This window comes from Agrobacterium salinitolerans, assembly GCF_002008225.1.
Taxonomy (GTDB): domain Bacteria; phylum Pseudomonadota; class Alphaproteobacteria; order Rhizobiales; family Rhizobiaceae; genus Agrobacterium; species Agrobacterium salinitolerans.
Map to the genome: position 1 here is coordinate 438,378 of NZ_MRDH01000006.1, position 20,944 is coordinate 459,321.

General features: G+C 59.2%; 19 protein-coding genes. 6 read left to right on the forward strand and 13 right to left on the reverse strand.

Annotated elements, in window-relative coordinates; all coding sequences use genetic code 11:
- Nucleotides 1–30: 30 nt before the first annotated feature.
- The 10 genes from BS627_RS06200 to BS627_RS06245 all read right to left on the reverse strand — a co-directional run bounded on the left by BS627_RS06200 (nt 31) and on the right by BS627_RS06245 (nt 10,336).
- The gene (locus BS627_RS06200) at nt 31–279 is read right to left on the reverse strand and encodes a GlsB/YeaQ/YmgE family stress response membrane protein (RefSeq protein WP_063949028.1); all 249 of its coding nucleotides are present in this window, start codon (nt 277–279) and stop codon (nt 31–33) included.
- Between the two features lie 95 nt (nt 280–374).
- A complete protein-coding gene (gene lpdA, locus BS627_RS06205; RefSeq protein WP_077982346.1) occupies nt 375–1,820 on the reverse strand; it encodes a dihydrolipoyl dehydrogenase in 1,446 nt (481 codons plus the stop codon).
- A 57-nt stretch (nt 1,821–1,877) separates the two neighbouring features.
- On the reverse strand, nt 1,878–2,522 hold the full coding sequence (locus BS627_RS06210; RefSeq protein ID WP_077982347.1) for an SGNH/GDSL hydrolase family protein: 645 nt from the start codon (nt 2,520–2,522) through the stop codon (nt 1,878–1,880).
- A gap of 12 nt (nt 2,523–2,534) precedes the next feature.
- Entirely contained in the window at nt 2,535–3,893 is a 1,359-nt protein-coding gene (locus BS627_RS06215; RefSeq protein ID WP_077982348.1) for a pyruvate dehydrogenase complex dihydrolipoamide acetyltransferase, read from the reverse strand.
- A gap of 14 nt (nt 3,894–3,907) precedes the next feature.
- Complete coding sequence (locus tag BS627_RS06220) at nt 3,908–5,329, reverse strand: pyruvate dehydrogenase complex E1 component subunit beta (RefSeq protein ID WP_077982349.1); 1,422 nt, start codon at nt 5,327–5,329, stop codon at nt 3,908–3,910.
- Between the two features lie 17 nt (nt 5,330–5,346).
- A complete protein-coding gene (gene pdhA / locus BS627_RS06225; protein ID WP_077982350.1) occupies nt 5,347–6,390 on the reverse strand; it encodes a pyruvate dehydrogenase (acetyl-transferring) E1 component subunit alpha in 1,044 nt (347 codons plus the stop codon).
- Nucleotides 6,391–6,543: 153 nt separating this feature from the next.
- Nucleotides 6,544–6,861, reverse strand: coding sequence for an FtsB family cell division protein (locus BS627_RS06230; protein ID WP_077982351.1), 318 nt, complete (start codon nt 6,859–6,861; stop codon nt 6,544–6,546).
- Between the two features lie 313 nt (nt 6,862–7,174).
- Nucleotides 7,175–8,449, reverse strand: coding sequence for a phosphopyruvate hydratase (eno, locus tag BS627_RS06235; protein ID WP_077982352.1), 1,275 nt, complete (start codon nt 8,447–8,449; stop codon nt 7,175–7,177).
- A 136-nt stretch (nt 8,450–8,585) separates the two neighbouring features.
- On the reverse strand, nt 8,586–9,431 hold the full coding sequence (gene kdsA / locus BS627_RS06240; RefSeq protein WP_077982936.1) for a 3-deoxy-8-phosphooctulonate synthase: 846 nt from the start codon (nt 9,429–9,431) through the stop codon (nt 8,586–8,588).
- Nucleotides 9,431–10,336 carry a VOC family protein gene (locus BS627_RS06245; protein ID WP_165691148.1) on the reverse strand — a complete coding sequence of 302 codons (906 nt, stop codon included), beginning with the start codon at nt 10,334–10,336 and terminating at the stop codon, nt 9,431–9,433. Before BS627_RS06245 ends, kdsA begins: the two co-directional genes overlap by 1 nt.
- Before the next feature lie 242 nt (nt 10,337–10,578).
- Here BS627_RS06245 and BS627_RS06250 point away from each other — a divergent pair, with 242 nt between their 5' ends.
- Both BS627_RS06250 and BS627_RS06255 read left to right on the forward strand, forming a co-directional pair.
- On the forward strand, nt 10,579–11,058 hold the full coding sequence (locus BS627_RS06250) for a MarR family winged helix-turn-helix transcriptional regulator (protein ID WP_077982353.1): 480 nt from the start codon (nt 10,579–10,581) through the stop codon (nt 11,056–11,058).
- Nucleotides 11,048–11,923: an amidohydrolase family protein gene (locus BS627_RS06255; protein ID WP_077982354.1), complete on the forward strand. Its 876-nt coding sequence runs from the start codon at nt 11,048–11,050 to the stop codon at nt 11,921–11,923. Before BS627_RS06250 ends, BS627_RS06255 begins: the two co-directional genes overlap by 11 nt.
- A gap of 288 nt (nt 11,924–12,211) precedes the next feature.
- Here BS627_RS06255 and ligM read toward each other — a convergent pair whose 3' ends face one another.
- On the reverse strand, nt 12,212–13,627 hold the full coding sequence (gene ligM, locus BS627_RS06260; RefSeq protein ID WP_077982355.1) for a vanillate/3-O-methylgallate O-demethylase: 1,416 nt from the start codon (nt 13,625–13,627) through the stop codon (nt 12,212–12,214).
- A gap of 155 nt (nt 13,628–13,782) precedes the next feature.
- Nucleotides 13,783–14,517, reverse strand: coding sequence for a GntR family transcriptional regulator (locus tag BS627_RS06265; RefSeq protein ID WP_077982356.1), 735 nt, complete (start codon nt 14,515–14,517; stop codon nt 13,783–13,785).
- 284 nt (nt 14,518–14,801) lie between these two features.
- Here BS627_RS06265 and BS627_RS06270 point away from each other — a divergent pair, with 284 nt between their 5' ends.
- Nucleotides 14,802–15,722, forward strand: a complete 921-nt coding sequence (locus BS627_RS06270; protein ID WP_077982357.1) for a methylenetetrahydrofolate reductase — start codon at nt 14,802–14,804, stop codon at nt 15,720–15,722.
- Nucleotides 15,723–15,780: 58 nt separating this feature from the next.
- Here the strand turns inward: BS627_RS06270 and BS627_RS06275 are convergent, their stop codons facing one another.
- Complete coding sequence (locus BS627_RS06275; RefSeq protein ID WP_077982358.1) at nt 15,781–16,578, reverse strand: crotonase/enoyl-CoA hydratase family protein; 798 nt, start codon at nt 16,576–16,578, stop codon at nt 15,781–15,783.
- A 143-nt stretch (nt 16,579–16,721) separates the two neighbouring features.
- Here BS627_RS06275 and BS627_RS06280 point away from each other — a divergent pair, with 143 nt between their 5' ends.
- From BS627_RS06280 to BS627_RS06290, 3 genes are read left to right on the forward strand one after another with little or no spacing between them, the layout of a single operon-like run.
- Entirely contained in the window at nt 16,722–18,557 is a 1,836-nt protein-coding gene (locus BS627_RS06280) for a feruloyl-CoA synthase (protein ID WP_077982938.1), read from the forward strand.
- Nucleotides 18,554–19,315: an SDR family oxidoreductase gene (locus tag BS627_RS06285; RefSeq protein ID WP_077982359.1), complete on the forward strand. Its 762-nt coding sequence runs from the start codon at nt 18,554–18,556 to the stop codon at nt 19,313–19,315. The genes BS627_RS06280 and BS627_RS06285 overlap by 4 nt, the downstream gene beginning before the upstream one ends.
- Before the next feature lie 4 nt (nt 19,316–19,319).
- Entirely contained in the window at nt 19,320–20,912 is a 1,593-nt protein-coding gene (locus tag BS627_RS06290; protein ID WP_077982939.1) for an acyl-CoA dehydrogenase family protein, read from the forward strand.
- Nucleotides 20,913–20,944: the final 32 nt, after the last annotated feature.

Consider the following 20,944-nt stretch of genomic DNA (forward strand, 5'->3'; position numbering starts at 1 on the left):
GCGTAAGCCCCTTCCGGTCACGAAGCCTTGTCAGCGCCGCACGAGCTTTGCCATGAACAGCAACAGGCTTGCGCCAAGGAACGACGTCACGAAATAACCGAGCCTGCTATCCTGCACGAACACATCGAAGGTTCGCAGCACGGCGACAGCGACGACCGAACCGACAATACCAAGCACGATGTTCATGAAAATGCCGAAACGCATGTCCATGAGCTTGCCCGCAAGCCAGCCGGCGAGACCGCCGATGATGATTGCTGCAATCCAGCCTACACTTTCCATTCCCACGCTCCCTGAAACAACAGCCCGCCTTAAGGCTGCATCGAGACATATGGGACACCCGGCAAGGTTAGACAATGCCGGGCATCACGCGGCACTTATGCGTTGAGCACACGCCCATAGGCGTCGAGCACGCTTTCCTTCATCGACTCCGAAATGGTCGGATGCGGGAAGATCGTGTGCATCAAATCTTCTTCTGTCGTCTCCAGATTCATGGCGACGACGAAGCCCTGGATGAGTTCGGTGACTTCCGCGCCCACCATATGCGCGCCGAGCAGCTCGCCGGTCTTCTTGTCGAAGATGGTCTTGACCATGCCCTGATCTTCGCCGAGCGCGACAGCCTTGCCGTTCGCCGCAAAGGAGAAACGGCCGACGCGGACATCGCGGCCCTGTTCCTTTGCCTTGGCTTCGGTGAGACCAACCGAGGCAACCTGCGGGTTGCAATAGGTGCAGCCGGGGATCTTCAGCTTGTCCATCGGGTGGACATTCGGCAGACCGGCGATCTTTTCGACGCAGATGACAGCCTCGTGCTCCGCCTTGTGGGCGAGCAGCGGCGGGCCGGCGACGTCGCCGATGGCGTAGATGCCGGGAACATTGGTCTTGCCGTAACCATCGATGACGATGAAACCGCGATCTGTCTTCACGCCGGCGGCCTCAAGGCCGATGCCTTCGATATTGGCGACGACGCCAACGGCGGAAATCATCCGGTCGGCGGTGATCTTCTCGGAAGAGCCGTCCTTCTTCTCGAGCGTCGCGGTGACAGAGTTCGCGCCCTTCTCGACTTTGGAAACCTTGGTTTCCAGATGAATTTTCATGCCCTGCTTTTCAAGCTGCTTCTTGGCGAAGGTGGAGATTTCCGCATCTTCAACCGGCATGACCTGGCTCATGATTTCAACGACGGTCACGTCGACGCCCATGGTGCGGTAGAAGCTGGCGAACTCGATGCCGATGGCGCCCGAGCCCATGACGAGCAGCGACTTCGGCATTTCTTCCGGCTTCATCGCCTCGAAATAGGTCCAGATCAGCTTGCCATCGGGCTCGATGCCGGGCAGCGCGCGCGGGCGCGCACCTGTGGCGACGATGATGTGCTTGGCAGTGTAAGTGCCCTCGCCCAGCGTGTTCTTCGGAACCGGACCCTGCGGCTGAACCACCGGCTTGGCGGACTTGCCGACGACGATTTCGCCCGGCTTGGTGATCTTGGCTTCACCCCAGATGATATCGACCTTGTTCTTCTTGAACAGGAAACCGACGCCGTTGTTCATGCGAGCGGCAATGCCACGCGAGCGCGCCACGATGGCCTTCACGTCAGGCTTGATCGAGCCCTCCAGCGTCAGGCCGTAATCTTTGGCGTGGGTGGCGGTGTGCATGACATCGGCGGTGCGCAGCAACGCCTTGGTGGGAATGCAGCCCCAGTTGGAGCAGATGCCGGCCAGATGCTCACGCTCCACGACGGCAACCTTCATGCCGAGCTGGGCTGCGCGGATCGCAGCAATGTAACCGCCCGGTCCCGAACCGATGATGATGACGTCATAAGATTGAGCCATTGGAAATCCTGCCTTGTCCTATCGGGTCGCGAACAGCGCCACGACCGGGAATTGTTCCTAAAGTCCGAGCATCATGCGGACGACGGGCTCCAGCCCTCGCCCGATGGCCCGCGTATTTTCAGCATCGAGATGGACGCCATCCACCGGCGTCGTCCGGGCCACGGAACCCGCATCGAAGAAGCCGCAATCGAGCTCGTCGGCGAGATCGCGGTAAACGGACGCGAGCATTGCTGATTCATCGATCGCATCGCGAAAGATCGCGCCCATCACGGGGTTGGCCGTTTCGCAAAGCTGCGGCGGCGCGACGACCAGCACATCAGGCGCCTCCCAATCGGCCACCTGCCAGATGTGGTTGCGCGTGAGTTTCACAAGCCGCTCCACACCCTTCATGGCAACAATCGCCGACCCATGGATCGCCGGCTTCATATCGTTTGTGCCAAGCATGATAATCACGAGATCCAGCGGCGCATGGCTGTGCAACAATGTCGGAAGAATCCGCGCGCCGTTGCGGTCGCAATCGGCGGTCAAATCGTCATAAGCCGTGGTGCGACCGCCTAGACCTTCGTGGATCACATGCACATCAGGACCGAGCGCCTTTTGCAGGACGCTCGGCCAAAGATCGTCATGGCTGTGCCGGCCACCCGTTTCCGCATTTGATCCCCAGGTAAGGGAATCGCCAAAGCAGAGGACCGATTTCACCATCTTACTCTCCGATCAAACCAGCATACCCATCGGGTTTTCGATGTAGCGCTTGAACGCACCGATCAGCTCGGCTCCGAGCGCGCCATCGACGCAGCGGTGGTCGGTGGAAAGCGTGACCGTCATGACATTGGCGATCTTGATCTCGCCGTTCTTCACGACTGCCCGCTGTTCGCCCGCGCCAACCGCCAGAATGGTGGCATGCGGCGGGTTGATGACGGCGGAGAAGCTCTTGACGCCCATCATGCCCATGTTGGACACGGCGGTCGTGCCGCCCTGATACTCCTCGGGCTTCAGCTTGCGCTCCTTGGCGCGCTTGCCGTAGTCCTTCATCTCGTTAGAGATGGTGGAGAGCGACTTCTCTTCCGCCTTGCGGATGATCGGCGTGATCAGGCCACCCGGAATGGAAACGGCAACGCCGACATCCGAGTGCTTGTGCTTGACCATGGCGCTTTCGGTCCAGGAGACGTTGGCATCAGGCACGTCACGCAGCGCAAGGGCCAGCGCCTTGATGACCATGTCGTTGACCGACAGCTTGTAGACCGGCTTGCCGTCCTTTTCAGGAGCAGCGGCGTTGAGCTGAGCGCGCAGTGCCAGAAGCGTGTCGAGTTCGCAATCCACGGAAACGTAGAAATGCGGAACCGTCTGCTTGGATTCGACCAGACGCTTGGCGATGACCTTGCGCATGCCGTCATGCGGCACAAGCTCGTAGGAGCCTTCTTCGAACAGCTTGAGAACGGCTTCGTCCGACTGGCCCTTGGCGAGCGCCGGAGCCGGTGCACTTGGCGATGCTGCGGCGGCAGGAGCAGCCTTCGCACCGCCGGAAGCGGCAGCCTTTTCCACGTCGGTCTTGACGATACGGCCATGCGGACCGGAACCGGAAACGGCCGTGAGGTCGAGACCGGCTTCCTTGGCGAGACGGCGCGCAAGCGGCGAAGCGAAGATGCGCTCGCCGGACTTCGCAACCGGTGCCGGCGTAGAGGACGCGGGCGCCTGATCGGCCGCCGGCTTTTCAGCCTTGGCCGGCGCAGCTTCTTCCTTCGGCGCTTCGGCCTTGGCAGCTTCCTGCTTCGGAGCTTCCGCCTTGGCAGGCGCGGCATCGCCGCCCTTTGCCGCCTCGGCCACATCCTCGCCATCAGCGGCGAGGATGGCGATCAGGGCGTTGACCTTGACCGCTTCGGTGCCGGCCGGAACGACCAGCTTGGCAACGGTGCCCTCGTCGACGGCTTCCACTTCCATGGTCGCCTTGTCGGTCTCGATCTCGGCGATCACGTCACCGGGAGCGACCTTGTCGCCTTCCTTGACCAGCCACTTGGCCAGATTGCCCTCTTCCATCGTCGGAGAAAGGGCAGGCATGGTGATGTTTATCGGCATCGAAACGCCTCCCCTTACTTGTAGCAGACGGTTTTGACGGCCTGAACGACTTCATCGACGTTCGGCAGAGCCAGCTTTTCGAGGTTTGCCGCGTAAGGCATCGGAACATCCTTGCCGGCGATCGTCAGGATCGGCGCATCGAGATAATCGAAAGCGGCGCGCATGACCTGGTTGGCGATGAAGTCACCGACCGATGACTGCGGGAAACCTTCCTCGACCGTGACCAGGCGACCGGTCTTCTTGACCGATTCGATGACGGTGGGCAGGTCCATCGGGCGAATGGTGCGCAGGTCGATCAGTTCGACATCGATGCCGAGCTTTTCGAGTTCCGCAACCGCCTTGATGGCATAGGTCATGCCGATGCCGAAGGAAACGATGGTCGCATCCTTGCCCTTGCGGTGAATACGCGCCTTGCCGATCGGCAGCACGAAATCATCGAGCTTCGGCACTTCGAAGCTCTGACCGTAGAGAATTTCATTCTCAAGGAAGATGACCGGGTTCGGATCGCGGATAGCTGCCTTCAGGAGACCCTTGGCGTCGGCTGCCGTGTAAGGCATGACGACCTTGAGACCCGGAATATGGCTGTACCATGCGGCGTAACATTGCGAGTGCTGCGCGCCAACGCGGGCAGCAGCACCGGACGGACCACGAAATACCATCGGCGCGCCCATCTGGCCGCCCGACATATAAAGCGTCTTCGCAGCCGAGTTGACGATCTGGTCGATCGCCTGCATGGCGAAGTTGAAGGTCATGAATTCGACGATGGGGCGCAGCCCTGTCATCGCAGCGCCGACACCGATACCGGCAAAACCGTGCTCGGTGATCGGGGTGTCGATGACGCGGCGCTCGCCGAATTCCTGCAACAGGCCTTGGGTAATCTTGTAGGCACCCTGATATTCGGCGACTTCTTCACCCATGACGAAGACTTTTTCGTCGGCGCGCATTTCTTCGGCCATGGCGTCGCGCAGCGCTTCACGCACGGTCGTCATCACCATTTCCGTACCGGCAGGAATATCCGGATCGGCAGCGACTTCGATCTTCGGGGCTGCCGGCACCTTGGCGGCTTCCTTGGCAGCGCTCGGCTCTTCGACCGCTTCGCGGGTCTTGCCGCCGGCGGCATCAGACCCGGAATTTGCAGCTTCAGCCTTCGGTTCTTCCTTCTTGGCAGAGGAAGAGATGTCGTCGGCGCTTTCGCCTTCCTGAATGAGAACGGCGATCGGCGTATTGACCTTGACGCCTTCGGTGCCGGCGTCGATCAGCAGCTTGCCGATAACGCCTTCATCGACGGCTTCCACTTCCATGGTCGCCTTATCGGTCTCGATTTCGGCAATCACGTCGCCGGAGGTGACCTTGTCGCCTTCCTTTTTAAGCCACTTGGAAAGCGTGCCTTCCTCCATGGTCGGGGAAAGGGCGGGCATAAGAATTTCTACAGGCATGGGTTTCCCTTTCCCGATCAGAGCAGAATGTCGGTGTAGAGCTCGGATACATCCGGCTCGGGGTCGTTCTGGGCGAAGTCGGCGCTGTCGGCAACGATATCACGGACATCCTTGTCGATGGCCTTCAATTCGTCTTCGCTTGCCCAGCCCTGCTCCAGAAGCCGTGCCTTGACCTGCTCGATCGGGTCATGTTCGGAGCGCATCTTCTGCACTTCATCCTTGGAACGGTATTTCGCCGGGTCGGACATGGAGTGACCACGGTAACGGTAGGTCAGCATTTCCAGAATGATCGGGCCCTTGCCGGAACGGCAATGTTCCAGCGCCTGATCGGCGGCGGCCTTGACGGCACGCACATCCATGCCATCCACCTGAACGCCGGGGATACCGAACGACTGGCCACGCAGCGAATAGTTCGACTGGGCGGTAGCGCGGGCGGTCGAGGTGCCCATGGCGTAACGGTTGTTCTCGACGATATAGATGATCGGCAGTTTCCAGAGGGCCGCCATGTTGAAGCTCTCGTAGACCTGACCCTGGTTGGCCGCACCGTCACCGAAATAGGTCACGGAGACGTTGTCGTTGCCACGATATTTGTTGGCGAATGCGAGACCGGTTCCAAGCGAAACCTGCGCACCAACGATGCCATGGCCGCCGTAAAAATGTTTCTCTTTCGAGAACATATGCATCGAGCCGCCCTTGCCCTTCGACAGGCCGCCGCGACGGCCGGTCAATTCGGCCATGACGCCACGTGCGCTCATGCCCAGAGCCAGCATGTGGCCGTGGTCACGATAAGCGGTGATGACCTGATCGCCTTCCTTCTGCGACATCTGCATGCCGACGACAACGGCTTCCTGGCCAATGTAGAGGTGACAGAAACCACCGATAAAGCCCATGCCGTAGAGCTGGCCGGCCTTTTCCTCGAAGCGGCGGATGAGCAGCATTTCACGGTAGGCGTGAAGTTCGTCTTCCTTGGAGAAGTCGGGGCTGTTCTTGCCGGTGAATTCGGTTGCAGCCTTTGCCGTGGTCTTGCGGCCGGATACGGTCGCTGGTTTTCGCGGCGCCATTCATCCCTCCCTGAGTTGCCATTTGAATGGATAGAGTGGCGCGTACCATATGCAAGAAAATGCCATGCAGCAATGCTTTAAACGCATGGCACATATTCACGCTAAGATGCTGTGAATAAATCACAAATGTTAAATTAACTCGATTTCGGTTAATCAGAAATATGCGTTCATGATGACGATTTCGTCCGTTCGGGACATATTCAGCTGGTAACGCGAAATCTCGTCGATCATATCCCGTTCCAGCGAACCGTCACTCAGCAATTCCACCTGCCGCTCCAGTGCCACACGCGCCTGCGTAAGCTTTTGAAGCTCGGCAGTACGAGTAATACGCTGCCGCTCCAGCCGCTCTGTCGCCTGCAGGCCGAAGTCACCATGGATGGAATGATAACCGAAATAGGAAAGAAAAGCGATCGTGATGGCCGGAACGATCAAACGGCCGAATCGTCTCTTTTTATGATGTCTGGTCCACATGCCGGAGAGAAGCCTTAAAACGCATAACGTGAGTCTCAAGACTAAAGCGGATTGTTTAACTATCCGTTGACCTTAAATAGCGAACGGCAAATTGACGCAAAAAAGCCCACCGGAGGGCGGGCTTAAGAGGGAGATGAGACCGTCAAACTCTCCTTCGTCATGTTCGGGCCTGTCCCGAGCATCTGCAACGTATCGAATTGACGAGACATTGGCAGATCCTCGGCACAAGGCCGAGGATGACGTCGAATATGTTGCCAGGCCTGATACCAATCCCGTCACGGGCAGTAACGACCTCCCTCAAAATGAGGGCGAATTAACCGCGCAGGATGGAACGACCGGCGTAAGCCGCCTGCGGGCCCAGCATTTCCTCGATGCGGATCAGCTGGTTGTACTTTGCGAGCCGGTCGGAACGGGCAAGCGAGCCGGTCTTGATCTGACCGCAATTGGTGGCGACCGCGAGATCGGCGATGGTGGAATCTTCGGTTTCGCCCGAACGGTGCGACATAACGGCGGTGTAACCGGCTTTGTGTGCGGTTTCGACCGCATCCAGCGTCTCGGAGAGCGAACCGATCTGGTTGACCTTGACGAGGATGGAGTTTGCAACGCCCATCTTGATACCGTCACGAAGACGCGCAGAGTTGGTGACGAAGAGATCGTCGCCGACGAGCTGGCACTTGTTGCCGATGAGATCGGTCAGCGTCTTCCAGCCTTCCCAATCGTCTTCGGCCATGCCGTCTTCAATGGAAATGATCGGATATTTGGCGACGAGTTCCGCCAGATATTCCGCCATAGCGCCTGGCTCCAGAGTGCGGCCCTCACCTTCGAGAACGTATTTTCCGTCCTTGAAGAATTCGGTCGAGGCACAGTCAAGACCGACGAACATGTCGTCGCCCGGACGGTAACCGGCCTTTTCAATCGACTTCATGATGAAATCGAGCGCGGCCGGTGCACTTTCGAGACCCGGTGCGAAACCGCCCTCGTCGCCGACATTGGTGTTGTGCCCCTGGGCAGCCAATTCTTTCTTCAGCGTATGGAAGACTTCGGAGCCCATGCGCACGGCTTCGCGGATGTTTTCCGCACCAACCGGCAGGATCATGAATTCCTGGAAATCGATGGGGTTATCGGCATGGGCACCGCCGTTGATGATGTTCATCATCGGAACCGGCAGCAGATGCGCGTTCGGGCCGCCGACATAACGATAAAGCGGCAGGCCGGAGGCTTCAGCGGCAGCCTTGGCAATGGCGAGCGAAACGCCGAGGATGGCGTTGGCGCCTATGCGCGACTTGTTCGGCGTGCCGTCAAGCGCGATCATCATCTGATCGATCTGGATCTGGTTCTCAGCATCGAAGCCGCCGATGGCGTCGAAGATTTCCGTGTTGACGGCTTCAACAGCCTTTTCCACGCCCTTGCCGAGATAACGCTTGCCGCCATCGCGCAGCTCAACCGCCTCATGCGCGCCGGTGGAGGCGCCGGAGGGAACGGCGGCACGGCCCATGGAGCCGTCTTCGAGGTAAACATCGACTTCAACGGTCGGGTTGCCGCGGCTGTCGAGAATTTCGCGCGCGATGATATCGGTAATGGCAGTCATGGTCTCTCCCTTGGGAATGGAACAGATATTTTCCGTCGCCTGTCTTAGACGATGACGAAGAAATTACAATGACGACGGGCGGCAGAAACGGAGCGCCCGCCATTAAAATCGATTGGCACAAACCAAACGCACAATCTCAGGCTTTGGTGATGGCGTCGAAGGCGAGGAGCTTTTCAAGCAGTTTCGGCATGTCCTTCAAATGCACCATGTTGGGGCCGTCGGACGGCGCGTTGTCCGGGTCCTCATGGGTTTCGATGAAGAGGCCTGCTACGCCGACAGCAACCGCCGCCCGCGCCAAAGTCTCGACGAATTCGCGTTGGCCGCCCGTGGAGCCGCCCTGCCCGCCCGGCTGCTGGACCGAATGGGTTGCATCAAAGATGACAGGTGCACCGAGCGAAGCCATGATCGGCAGCGAGCGCATGTCGGAAACCAGCGTGTTGTAACCGAAGGACGCGCCGCGCTCGCACAACATCACATTCGGGTTGCCGCTTTCATTCAGCTTGGCCAGCACGTTCTTCATGTCCCAGGGGGCAAGGAACTGACCTTTCTTGACATTGATGACGCGGCCGGTCTTGGCGGCAGCGACGAGAAGATCGGTCTGGCGGCTGAGGAAGGCCGGGATCTGCAGCACATCCACCACTTCGGAAACGATGGCGCATTGCTCTTCCGTGTGGATGTCGGTCAGAACGGGAAAACCGAACTCCTTCTTAAGATCGGCGAAAACCTGCATCGCGCTATCAAGGCCGATGCCGCGCTTGCCGGAAAGCGAGGTGCGGTTCGCCTTGTCGAAGGAGGATTTGTAAACGAGGCCTATACCCAGCTTATCGCAGAGTTCCTTGAGTACACCGGCGATCATGAAGGCATGGTCGCGGCTTTCCATCTGGCAGGGGCCGGCAATCAGCGAAAAACGCTCGCTGTTGCAGAAGGAAACCTTGCTGGCGCCATCGCCGGCGGTGACTTTGAGATTGTTCGTAACGCTCATCATTTTTCCTCGAAGGCGAAGGTGACGCCCTGACCGGGTGCTGCGGGCACCACCAGTCGGCCGCCCGCTTCCATGCTGGAGACGCCATTAGCAGCAAGCACTGCCGCTGTCACGGCAAGATCGCGAACGGAAAAGACGATGCCCGCGCCGCGCAATCCGCCTGCGCTTTGGCTGGACGCATCTATGGATGCGTCGCCGAAGGCAGGTTTTTCCGTCAATCTTATTGCGGCATTTGCCGTCGCAAACGTTCTGTCGCCGCTGGGGGACAAGGTGGATGAAAAACCAAACACCGCCTCGGCCAGCGCCCCTGCCCTCGCATCCGCGCCTGGGATCAGGATGATTTCTGAAAGCCCTGTGACGCCGTTGGCATGGCGCTCCAACGCTGACCGGTCACCCGGCAGGGCCTTGATCCGCTGGCAACTGAACATAAAAAAATCCGCAGCAGATCCGCTTGCCGCAAACGCCAATCGAAACGAGGCTTCGCTTCTCGATCCGTCGGGCATCTGCACGGGTCGCGAAAATTCGAAAATATCGCCGGCGGATAAGTTTGCGGAGATAAACCGCTGATGATCGTCAAAGGCATCTTTCGTTCCAGCGACAAGGGCGGAGAAACCTTCTCCATGGCTTGCCCTGAAGTCGCGATCCCGGCGGGTGAATACATCGCCATTCCCCACGGAATCACAATATTTAGCCGGATCATGAACAGCAAGCGGTTCAAGATAGGTGCCGTCCGCGAAGAAGACGCACGCATTCATCGTGCCGAACGGATGGATTGCCTGAGGCGCAACTGTGAAACCGAGGTTTGCCAGGCGCGCCGTGGCGACATCAATGTGGGCAACGGGCAGGACAAGATGATCGACGGGATAAGGGTTCAACTGAACGGCCTCCGCAGCTGGGAAATCCATCGGGCCAGAAAAGCACGGCGAGGATGAAGAGGCAAATGGTCGGCTCGGAACAATAGACGTTATCTCGAACTCCTTCCATGTGGGCATCAGGCATAATTGTTGACTTGTAAACAATCTATATATAGATTTTATCGTCGACTTACTGGGTTTGAAGAGGCTTCATGTGGGGGATATGATGCGGGCGGCCGTGCTCCATTTGAGAGAAACGGTTTACCTCTGGCAAAGCATGAAACGGGAATAACATGGATCAACTCCCCCGCAGGGCGACTGACGTCAATATCGACCGGCTGGAGACAGCGCTTGGTTTCCTCATCCGCCTCGCCCAGCTCAAGACCTATGACGATTTCTTCACGGCGCTCGGGGATTCGGGCATGCGGCCGGGGGAATTCTCGGTGCTTTTCGTCATCATGCATAACCCCGGCATTCGTCAGACGGCGCTCGGCCAGCGACTGATGATCAAGCGCGCGCACATGACCAAACTGATCCGTGCTTTCGAAGACAGGGGCCTGGTAACCCGCCGTGTTCCCGATGACGATCGCCGGGCCATCGAACTGACGCTTTCGGCGGAAGGCGTGGCGCATGTGCGCAAGGAGAGCGAGTGGTTCTTTTCGCACGAGGCGACGCTCGGCGCGGGCCTGACCGCGGCCGAGCGCGATCAGTTCATCGCCCTGCTACATAAATTTCTGGGCATGAACTTGGGAGAAACAGGCCGTGAATATTGATGAACTCGTCGCTATAGATGTGCATACCCATGCCGAGGAGCCGTGCTGCGGCCCCCGCGACGACGGTTATGATGAATTTCAGGCGGGTATGGCGAAATATTTCAAGAACCCCGCCGGCCACAAGGGCATGTTGCCGACCGTGCAGGAAACAGCCGCCTATTATCGCGAGCGTAAAATCGGCTGCGTGATTTTTCCGGTCGATGCGGAACGGGAAACCGGTTTTCGCCGATATGAAAATGAAGAGGTGGCGAAGATCGCTGCCGACAACAGCGACATCATGATCCCTTTCGCGTCGATCGACCCCGCCAAGGGAAAGGCCGGAGCGCGCGAAGCGAGGCGTCTGGTGCGTGACTTCGGGGTGAAAGGCTTCAAGTTTCACCCGACGATGCAGGGCTTTTACCCCAACGACCGCATGGCCTACCCGCTTTATGAAGCCATCGCCGAGGAAGGCGCAATCACGCTTTTCCACACCGGGCAGACGGGCGTCGGCGCGGGCTTGCGCGGCGGCATGGCAATGCGGCTGAAGTTTTCAAATCCCATCCATCTCGATGACGTCGCGGTCGATTTCCCCGACATGCCGATCATTCTCGCACACCCCTCCTTCCCCTGGCAGGAAGAAGCTCTCTCCGTCGCCACCCATAAGCCGAATGTCTACATCGACATGTCGGGCTGGTCGCCAAAGTATTTCCCGCCGATCCTGGTGCAATATGCCAATTCGCTGCTGAAACATAAGATGCTGTTCGGATCGGACTGGCCGGCGATGACGCCGGAGCGCTGGCTCAACGATTTCGCCAATATTCCGATAAAAGACGAGGTTCGTCCGCTGATCCTCAAGGAAAACGCAAAAAGGCTGCTGAAGCTCTAGACCTTAAGGACTACTGTCATTTTATGGGCCTCGGTTTTGAACCGGGGCTATCGTTTGCACGAATAAGCGCTCGGAAGGCGTCGGCAATCATCGCCAAAAGACAAAGGTCCACCGTTTCCGGCAGGCCTTCTTCATGAGCTCAAGCGTTTCCAACGAAAAAACTGGAAGCCTCACGGCTCCGGCTCCATCTCGTTGTCCGCGTCCTCGGGCTGCAAAAGCCACTGACGCGCGTTTACCGGCCCTTCGCCGGGTCCCGCCGCGTCATCTGCACGGCGCTACCCGAACCTGTCAGGACGCTTTTTTGGTACGCCAGCTGTCCGCGTAATTGTCACGTGCTTCGGCCGCATAAGGCGTCGGCGAGACGCGGACACGGATTTCTTTCTGCTTGTGGCGCTCCGTCGAGGTCTTGCCAGAACCGCCGTTCGGCTCTCCCCAGACAAGGGTGAGAACGTCGCCGACCTGAATATCGTTATCGACGATACCAAGCGAGAGCATGCAGCGCTCATTATACGAGTAGCCGGTGAACATCGACATGCCGACCTGCTTGCCCCCCTTCAAGATGATATCTGCTCCGGTCGAAGCGTAATTGGCCTGCGGGAAGTCGATCCATTTATAATGGTCTTCGCCCGGACGGAACGCGGATGCGATGACATCCACCACATCTTCGGCGTTCCACTCGAAGGTGACCTTCTTGCGCTGCGTCTTGCCTTTCATGATCTCCAGCGCCGACTTGCCGATGAAGTCGTCTTTTTTCCAACCAATATAGAAGTCGTAACCCAGCTCGAACGGGTTAACGTAATAATCCTCGATATTATCGGAAACGAAGCTGCCGCCGATCGCACCCGTCGCCTCATAGCTATCGGCGCCCAGCCAGTCGCGATAGTCCTTCAACATGCCATCGCCGGTGTAGATGCCCGGCAGTGGCGACGGGATCCAGCCCGATTCAAGCGTGTTGGTGGAATAGGCGCGGCTGCCGCAACGCACGAGATTGACGCCGGCTTCGTTGGCCGCGGCCAGAATGCAGGAGAGGATGTAGCTCTTGTCCTCATAGGGTCCCCAGACCTCGAGGCCTGGCGCGCCAGACATGCCGTGGCGCAACGCCTGCACCTTCTTGGAGCCGATATTGATCCAGTCGACGTGGAAGAACTTGATGTCCGGGATAGGGCCGCGGTTCAATTTCTCGAAAACTTTCGGCGCATCGGGGCCCTGTATCTGATAGCGGTAATGGGTGCGCAGCACGCGCTCGCCCTCCGGCCGCGACGGGGACCTAGGATCGTGTTTGATGCGAACGTTCCACTTGCCATAGGCCGCGCAGAACATCAGCCAGCTGGAGGTCGGCGCACGGCCGACGAGAATGAACTTGTCCTGCCGTTCACGGAAAATGATGTGGTCACCGATGACGTGGCCGTTCGGCGTGACCGGCACGAAGTGCTTGGCGCGATTGAGATCGAAATTCGAGAAAGAGTTGATGCCGTGATGGGCGAGAAATTTTTCGGCGTCGGGGCCTTCGACGATCAGCTCATCCATATGATGGGACTGGTCAAACAGAACCGCGCCATCGCGCCAGGCAGCCTGCTCGGAGCGCCAATTGCTGAACTCTCCGGCAACGACAGGGTATACATACATGCCAATTTTTGAGTTTCGAAGCATTTCAACCGGGTTCGGATATTGCTTCAAAACCTCGGTCAGACTGGAATTCGCCATTCTAATCTCCTCCCTGGAAATCACGCCGATGTATACATGAAACGCCGGGCATTGATAAATTGCAAGCGGAAAATTTCGTCCTTTACGAGCGCATCGGCAAAAATAAAGGCGGCTCCGCAAGGGGCCGCCCTCATAATTCCCGCGTTCTCCGGGGCTTAGTCGCTGATCAGCGCCAGACCCGGCATCTGCGCGATCAATTCAGGCGCTTCGCGGATCATGTATTCAAGATTGGTGCGCGCTGTGCGGGAATGCTCCCGCGCGATCGCCTCCGCACGTGCGCCCTCCCGCGCAGCAATGGCCGCCACGATTGCCTTGTGCTGCTCCTGCGCACCCCTTAGCGAACGGCGAAACGCGCCGATATTCGCCTTGTCGGGGAGAAAAGCGGAGGGGGAAGCAAAAGGCAGCGAACTTGCCCGTTCCACCTCACGGCGAATCATCTCGCTGCCGCAGAGCGCCGCAAGCTGATGGTGAAACACCTGATTGAGCGCCGAATAGCGATCGAAATCGACGTCATCGACACGGTCGCCGAAGCACAGATCCAGCTCGCGTATCGTGTGGCCAATCTCCTCAAGTGCCCCCCTGGAGGCGCCACGTTCCGCAGCCAGCCGGGCCGCCGTGCCCTCCATAACACCTCGAATTTCAATGGCATCCACGACGTCCGCAAAACCGAACCGACGCACGACAAACCCGCCGCCCGGCAGACGGTTGAGCAACCCTTCCTCCGTCAGGCGTGAAAGCGCTTCGCGTACGGGCGTGCGGGAAATATCCAGAAGTTCGGCGGTCGGCACTTCAAAGAGCCGCATACCTCCTGGAAGCTCGCCACTCAGAATCTTCTCCCTGAGTTCGATCACCGCCCGACCGCCATGTGTTGCCGCATCGCCCTGCTTCATGCCACCCCTCCAACCTGCCGCCATCGCGTCGCAGCACCTGTTCTGCGATGTATACACCGCCTCCCGATCGTTGCGAGACACAATCTTCGCCATGGGTCTCAATCAAACAGGACAGCACAAGGTTTTCATTAAGAGATTGTAATCCCGCTACAGACCCGATCAGTGTATTCATTTACACTAATCAACGAAGCGGAGAAGATCAATATTTTGGGTATTTGGCAAATTTTCGATTGAACCAGCGAACCTCATGTATACATAATCAGACCTCGCTAAGGGAGAAAGCGATGGGATGGTCAAGTTTCCGGGAGAATCAGGCTTCGGTGGAACACACGGTTACGGCCGGCGACATAGTGAGCGGCTGGTCAATCGAGGTCATGCCACGCACGGCTGCAAAGATCGGCAACTTCAGAGATATTCTGCCTGAGGGAACGCGGGTTTATATCGCCCACATAGAGGGCACGCCGATTGCCGACATGATATCGACCGCAAAACGCCTGCACCATGAAGGCTTTCCGGTCATACCGCACATTCCGGCCCGGGGCATCGAGGGGAAAAGCGATCTGGAGGAATGGCTGAAGCGCTATCGGGGCGAGGCCGGCGTGACGCAGGCCCTGCTGCTCGGCGGCGGCCAGAAAGAAGCGATCGGAAGCTTCTCGAGCTCGATCGACATGATCGAAACCGGCCTTTTTGACGAGATGGGCTTCACGCACCTTCATCTGGCCGGTCATCCCGAGGGCAATCGCGACATCGATCCCGACGGCTCATCCCGCGCTGTCGATCAAGCCCTGCTGTGGAAGCAGAATTTTGCCGACCGAACAGACGCCCGGCTCGCTTTGACGACCCAGTTTGCCTTCGATGCCGATGTCGTCACTGAATGGGCGACGCGGATCCGCGCGATGGGCGTCACGATCCCGATCCATGTCGGCGTTGCCGGCCCGACCAAGCTGCAGACGTTGATCAAATTCGCCGTCGCCTGCGGTGTTGGGCCGTCCCTGAAGGTGCTGCAGAAGCGAGCGCTCGATCTTTCGAGGCTTTTCGTTCCCTATGAGCCGACCGATGTCATCGCGGGGCTCGTTGCCCATAAGGCGGCTCATCCGGACAGCCTGATCGAGCAGGTTCATATCTTCCCGCTGGGTGGCATTACACCTGCCGCTGAGTGGATGAAGAAGCATACATCATCAAGGACTTTCGCCCATGTCGCCTGAGAAAACATCTCTTCAGGCGACATTGCCCTGTTGCGACGTGATCGCCCTTTCGAACAGATCAGGCCGTCGCATCCGGCGCTTTCAGCCTCGTAGCACGCTTTTCAAGGAAGGCGCGCAGGCGCTCCTCGGCTTCGGGGCTGGCTGCCGTGAAAGAGGAAATGAAGGATTCCACGAACAATCCGTCTTCCTTGGCCATATCCTGGATACGGGGAAGCGCATTGATTACCGCATAGTTCGACAGCGGCGCATTGGACGCGGCCGCGGTGGCCAGCTGGTGCGCCCTGACTAATGCCTCACCGCGCGGCACCACATATTGCACGAGGTTCCATCGCTCGGCTTCGACAGGCGAGGCAACGCGGCCCGTCAGCATCATGTCGCTCATGCGGGCAACGCCCATCAGTCGGGCGATGCGCACCGACCCGCCGCCTCCGACGAAAATGCCGCGCTGCCCCTCTGGAAGGGCAAAAAAGGCGCTCTCATCGGCAACGCGCAGATGGGTGGAGGCCGCAAGCTCCAGTCCGCCGCCGACCACGGCGCCGTGCAGCGCCGACACCCAGGGAATGGTGCCATGTTCGATCTGCGAGAAGACGGCATGCCAGCGGCGCGAGCCGCGCACACCTTCAATCGGCGTCTTGGAAATATGCTCGCCAAGATCGAGCCCAGCGCAAAAATGATCGCCATGCCCGAAGATAACGGCAGCGCGCGCTTCATTTTCCGCCCTCGCCGCGGCACCGGCAATGGCTTCAACGAAACGGTCGCTGATGGCGTTGCGTTTTTGCGGCCGGTTCAGCCCCACAAAGGCGATGTCGCCGCGCAGTTCATAGGTGACGAATTCGTCTGTCGTTTTTTCGCTCATGGCGACGTCTCCGATAGTCCAGGCAAATGTACAATTAACTTTCCGCATTTTGTTTACAAGGATATTATTTTCTTGTAATCATTTTTTTGACAAAAGATTATTTGCATGGTCGCGTGAATGACGTCTGGGAGGAGGTCGTGACGATGAAGGTGAAGCTTTGGTCGCCCGATGTCGCATGGGAGAAGCGGCCGAACGGCGAGATCATGATCTGGCGGAACGATCCGCTTGGCCCCTACCCGCGCAAACTCAATGAGCGCCTCATTCACTGGGCGGTGACAACGCCTGATCGCACCTGGATGGCGGATCGACGGGGGCGTGAGCCGTGGCGCGAGGTCAGCTATGGGCAGGCCCTCGACAAGGTCCGCCGTATCGCCCAGTTCCTGCTCGACAAGGATCTCTCGGTCGAAAAGCCGCTTCTGGTGCTTTCGGAAAACTCCATCGAGCATGCGCTGATGGTGCTTGCGGCCCAACATGTCGGCATTGCCTCGGCGGCGATCACCCCGGCCTATGCAACCGCGTCCGATCTTTGCAAGCTTCACGATATCCGCAGGCAGATCACACCCGGAATGGTTTTTGCCGAGGATGCGGCACCGTTCCACCGCGCCCTGCAAGAGGTGTTCGATGACGGCACGCCGCTCGTCGGCCTCAGCAATCTGCCGGAAGATCGTCCCAACACATTTCGGTTCGACGCGTTGCTCGAGACCGTACCCACGCAGACGGTGGATCACGCCTTCGATTCGGTCGGCCCGGATACCGTCGCCAAATTCCTTTTCACATCAGGCACCACCGGTTCGCCCAAAGCCGTCATCCAGACACAGCGGATGCTGTGCTCCAATCAGGAGATGATTGCCGACTGTTATGCCTATTTTCGCGATGAGCCGCCCGTTGTCGTTGACTGGGCGCCGTGGAACCATACGGCGGCCGGCAACAAGGTTTTCAACCTCGTCATCTATAATGGTGGCACCTATTACATCGACCGCGGCAAGCCGAGCCCTGCCCTGATCGGCCAGACCATCGATAATCTGCGCGACGTTTCTCCTACCTGGTATTTCAACGTTCCCGCTGGCCACGAGATGCTGGTTCAGGCGATGCGTAAGGACGAGGCGCTGTGCCGCACCTTCTTTCGTGACCTGAAATTGCTGATGTATGCCGGCGCCGGCATGGCCCAGCACACCTGGGATGCGCTGATCGAGCTTTCGGTTGCGACGGTCGGCCATGCGGTTCCGATGGGTGCCGGCCTCGGCTCGACGGAAACCGCCCCCTTCTCGCTGTTCTGCACCGAACCGCAGGATAAACCCGGCAATATCGGCATCCCGGCGCAGGGCGTGACAATGAAGCTCGTGCCGGTCGATGATCGATATGAGCTGAGGCTGAAAGGCCCCAATATCACGCCGGGTTACTGGCGTAACGCCGAACTGACGGCAGCCGCTTTTGATAAGGAGGGCTTCTACCGCATCGGCGATACCGTGAAGTTCGCAGTTCCTGACGATCCGCGCCGGGGGTTTTATTTCGATGGCCGCATGGCCGAGAATTTCAAGCTACAGACAGGCACCTGGGTTGCGGTCGGGCCTTTGCGTGCTCAATTCGTCAACATGTTTTCGGGCCTCATCCGTGACGCCGTCATAACCGGCGAAAACCGCTCTGAACTGGGGGCGCTCGTCGTTCCCTTCATGCCGGCCTTGCGCGAGCTTGTTCCGGGCTCGCATCAGCTGTCCGATGCAGAGATCATCCAGCATCCCAATGTCAGGGTCCAGATTGCCGCAAGGCTTTCCGCTCACCAGAAACAGGCAAGCGGTTCGGCAAGTCGCATCATGCGCCTTCTGGTCATCGAAGACCCGCTTCGCTTCGAAAAGGGTGAGGTGACCGACAAGGGGTCGATCAACCAGCGTGCCGTGCTTCTGCATCGCAGGGATTTGGTCGACGCACTCTACGGCGATACGCCCCAGGTCATCACGGCCAGCAAAGAGGTGGCAGCATGAACATCGAAGGCGCAGGCGCTCTTGTGACAGGCGCGGCATCGGGCCTTGGCGCGGCAGTGGCCAGAATGCTCGCGGCGCGCGGGGCTGCGGTCACCATCTTTGACCGTAACGGCGAAGCCGGCCAGAAACTGGCGACGGAAATCGGCGCTACGGCCGTTCAGGGCGATGTGGCAAGCGATGCCGATGCGCAGCTCGCGATCGACGCGGCAGCCTCCGCCAAGGGCGGGCTTCGCATTCTCGTCAATTGTGCGGGGGTGGGCACGGCCGGCCGCATTCTCGGGCGCGAAGGCCCTCAGACGCTTGGTGATTTCGAAAAGGTTATCCGCGTCAACCTGATCGGTACGTTCAATATGATGCGGCTTGCCGCCGCCCGTATGGCGCAGACCGAGCCGATGGACGGCGCAGACAACGGCGTGATCGTCAATACCGCCTCGGTTGCCGCCTTCGAAGGTCAGGTCGGACAGGCAGCCTATGCGGCATCGAAAGGCGGCATCGTTTCACTGGCCTTGCCCGCGGCGCGTGAACTTGCCCGCTTCCGCATTCGGGTCAACACCGTCGCGCCGGGCATTTTTATGACGCCCCTGCTTCAGGGTTTGCCACAGGAAGTTCAGGAAAGCCTTGCGAGCCAGATACCCCATCCGTCCCGGCTCGGCGATCCCGCCGAATTCGCCGACGCGGTCCGGTTTCTTATCGAAAACGATTACATGAACGGCGAAGTCATCCGTCTGGATGGCGCGATCCGAATGCAGCCGCGGTGATGCGATGAGTTTTTCAACGCAGGCGACAAGCACATTAGAGCTTCTGAAAGCAACGCCGGGCTGGCGTCGTATCCAGTCTATTCGCGGCGATTGTGACGATGCTCTCGTAGAGGCCGTTCTCGATGAAGCGGCGCGCTTTGCTGAAACCGTTCTTGCGCCGCTGAACACAGCGGCTGATCGTCAGGGCTGTACTGTCGTCGATGGCCGCGTTCTTGTTCCCGACGGTTTCGGTGATGCTTTCAGCCAGTATGCAGGCAATGGCTGGCTCGCCATGGACGTGCCGGAACGCTTCGGTGGCCAGGGCCTGCCGCTTTCGATCCAGACCGCCTGTGCACCGCTTTTCGAACGCGGCTGTGTGGCGTTGATGATGGCCTCTGGGTCTACCCGTGCGGCCTGCCATTTGATCGCCGAGGTGGCGGATTATGCCGTTGCGAAGGAATGGGTTCCGTATCTTGCACGCGGCGAATGGGCGGCGACCATCTGCATCTCCGAGCCGGATGCCGGTTCTGATCTCGCGCGGCTGCGCAGCCGCGCTGCCTTGAGAGACGGTGCGTGGCGCATCACCGGTTCGAAAATCTGGATATCTTTCGGCGATCACGACATGGCGACCCGTATCTGCCACTGTCTGCTTGCCCGTACAGGTGAGGAAACCGGGACACGCGGCCTCAGCCTGTTTCTTGTGCCCGATGAAATCGACGGGCAACGTAACGGCATCAGCGTTGACCGCATCGAGGAAAAGATGGGCCTGCACGGCTCGCCCACCTGCGCCCTGCGCTTTGAAGCTGCGCGCGGCATTTTACTCGGCGAGGAGGGACGCGGTCTTGCCCAGCTGTTTGCAATGATCGAGTTGATGCGCCTGCAAACGGGATGTCAGGGGCTGGGGCTCGCCTCCGCCGCCATCGACATTGCGGAAACCTACGCGCAGGAGCGTCACCAGGGTGGCGATCCGGCAAAACCGGCCATCCCGATCGCACACCATCCCGATGTCCGCCGCCAGCTCGAAGAGGCACGGCTGCGCACGGAAACCCTGCGTGCTGCAACGCTCGAACTTGCCACCGTCATGGACCTCGCGCGCCTTGAGCCGGACGAGAATTTGCGCGACGATTTGCAGGCGCTGTCGCGCTGGCTCTTGCCGCTCGTCAAGAATTTCGGCGCGGATGCCGGCTTCACAGTCTCCAATCAGGCCATACAGATCTTGGGCGGGGCGGGTTACACGCGGGAATGGCCACTGGAGCAATATCTGCGCGATGCGCGCGTGATGACCATTTACGAAGGCACCACCGGCATGCAGGCCATCGACCTTCTGACCCGCCGGCTGTGGCGAGAAGGCGGAAAAGGCCTCGACGTTTTTCTGAAACGCGCCCGCGAGGATCTCGCCAATTGTCCGGCTGCAACAGCAAGAGCCGCGGAGGCAACTCTTAACGCGTTCGAGGCCGAGAGCCAGCGCATGGCCGCACTCGTGGATCAGCCTGAGGCGGGCCTCTGGCAGGCCAACGCCTATCTGAACGCCGCATGGGACGCTTTCGCCGCCTGGCTGGCTGTTCGGGTGGAGGCCGTTTCAGCGCTGCAGCAATCGACGGCGGGAGAAGCGGCCTGATCTCGACGATATATTGAAATGCATTTTCCGGG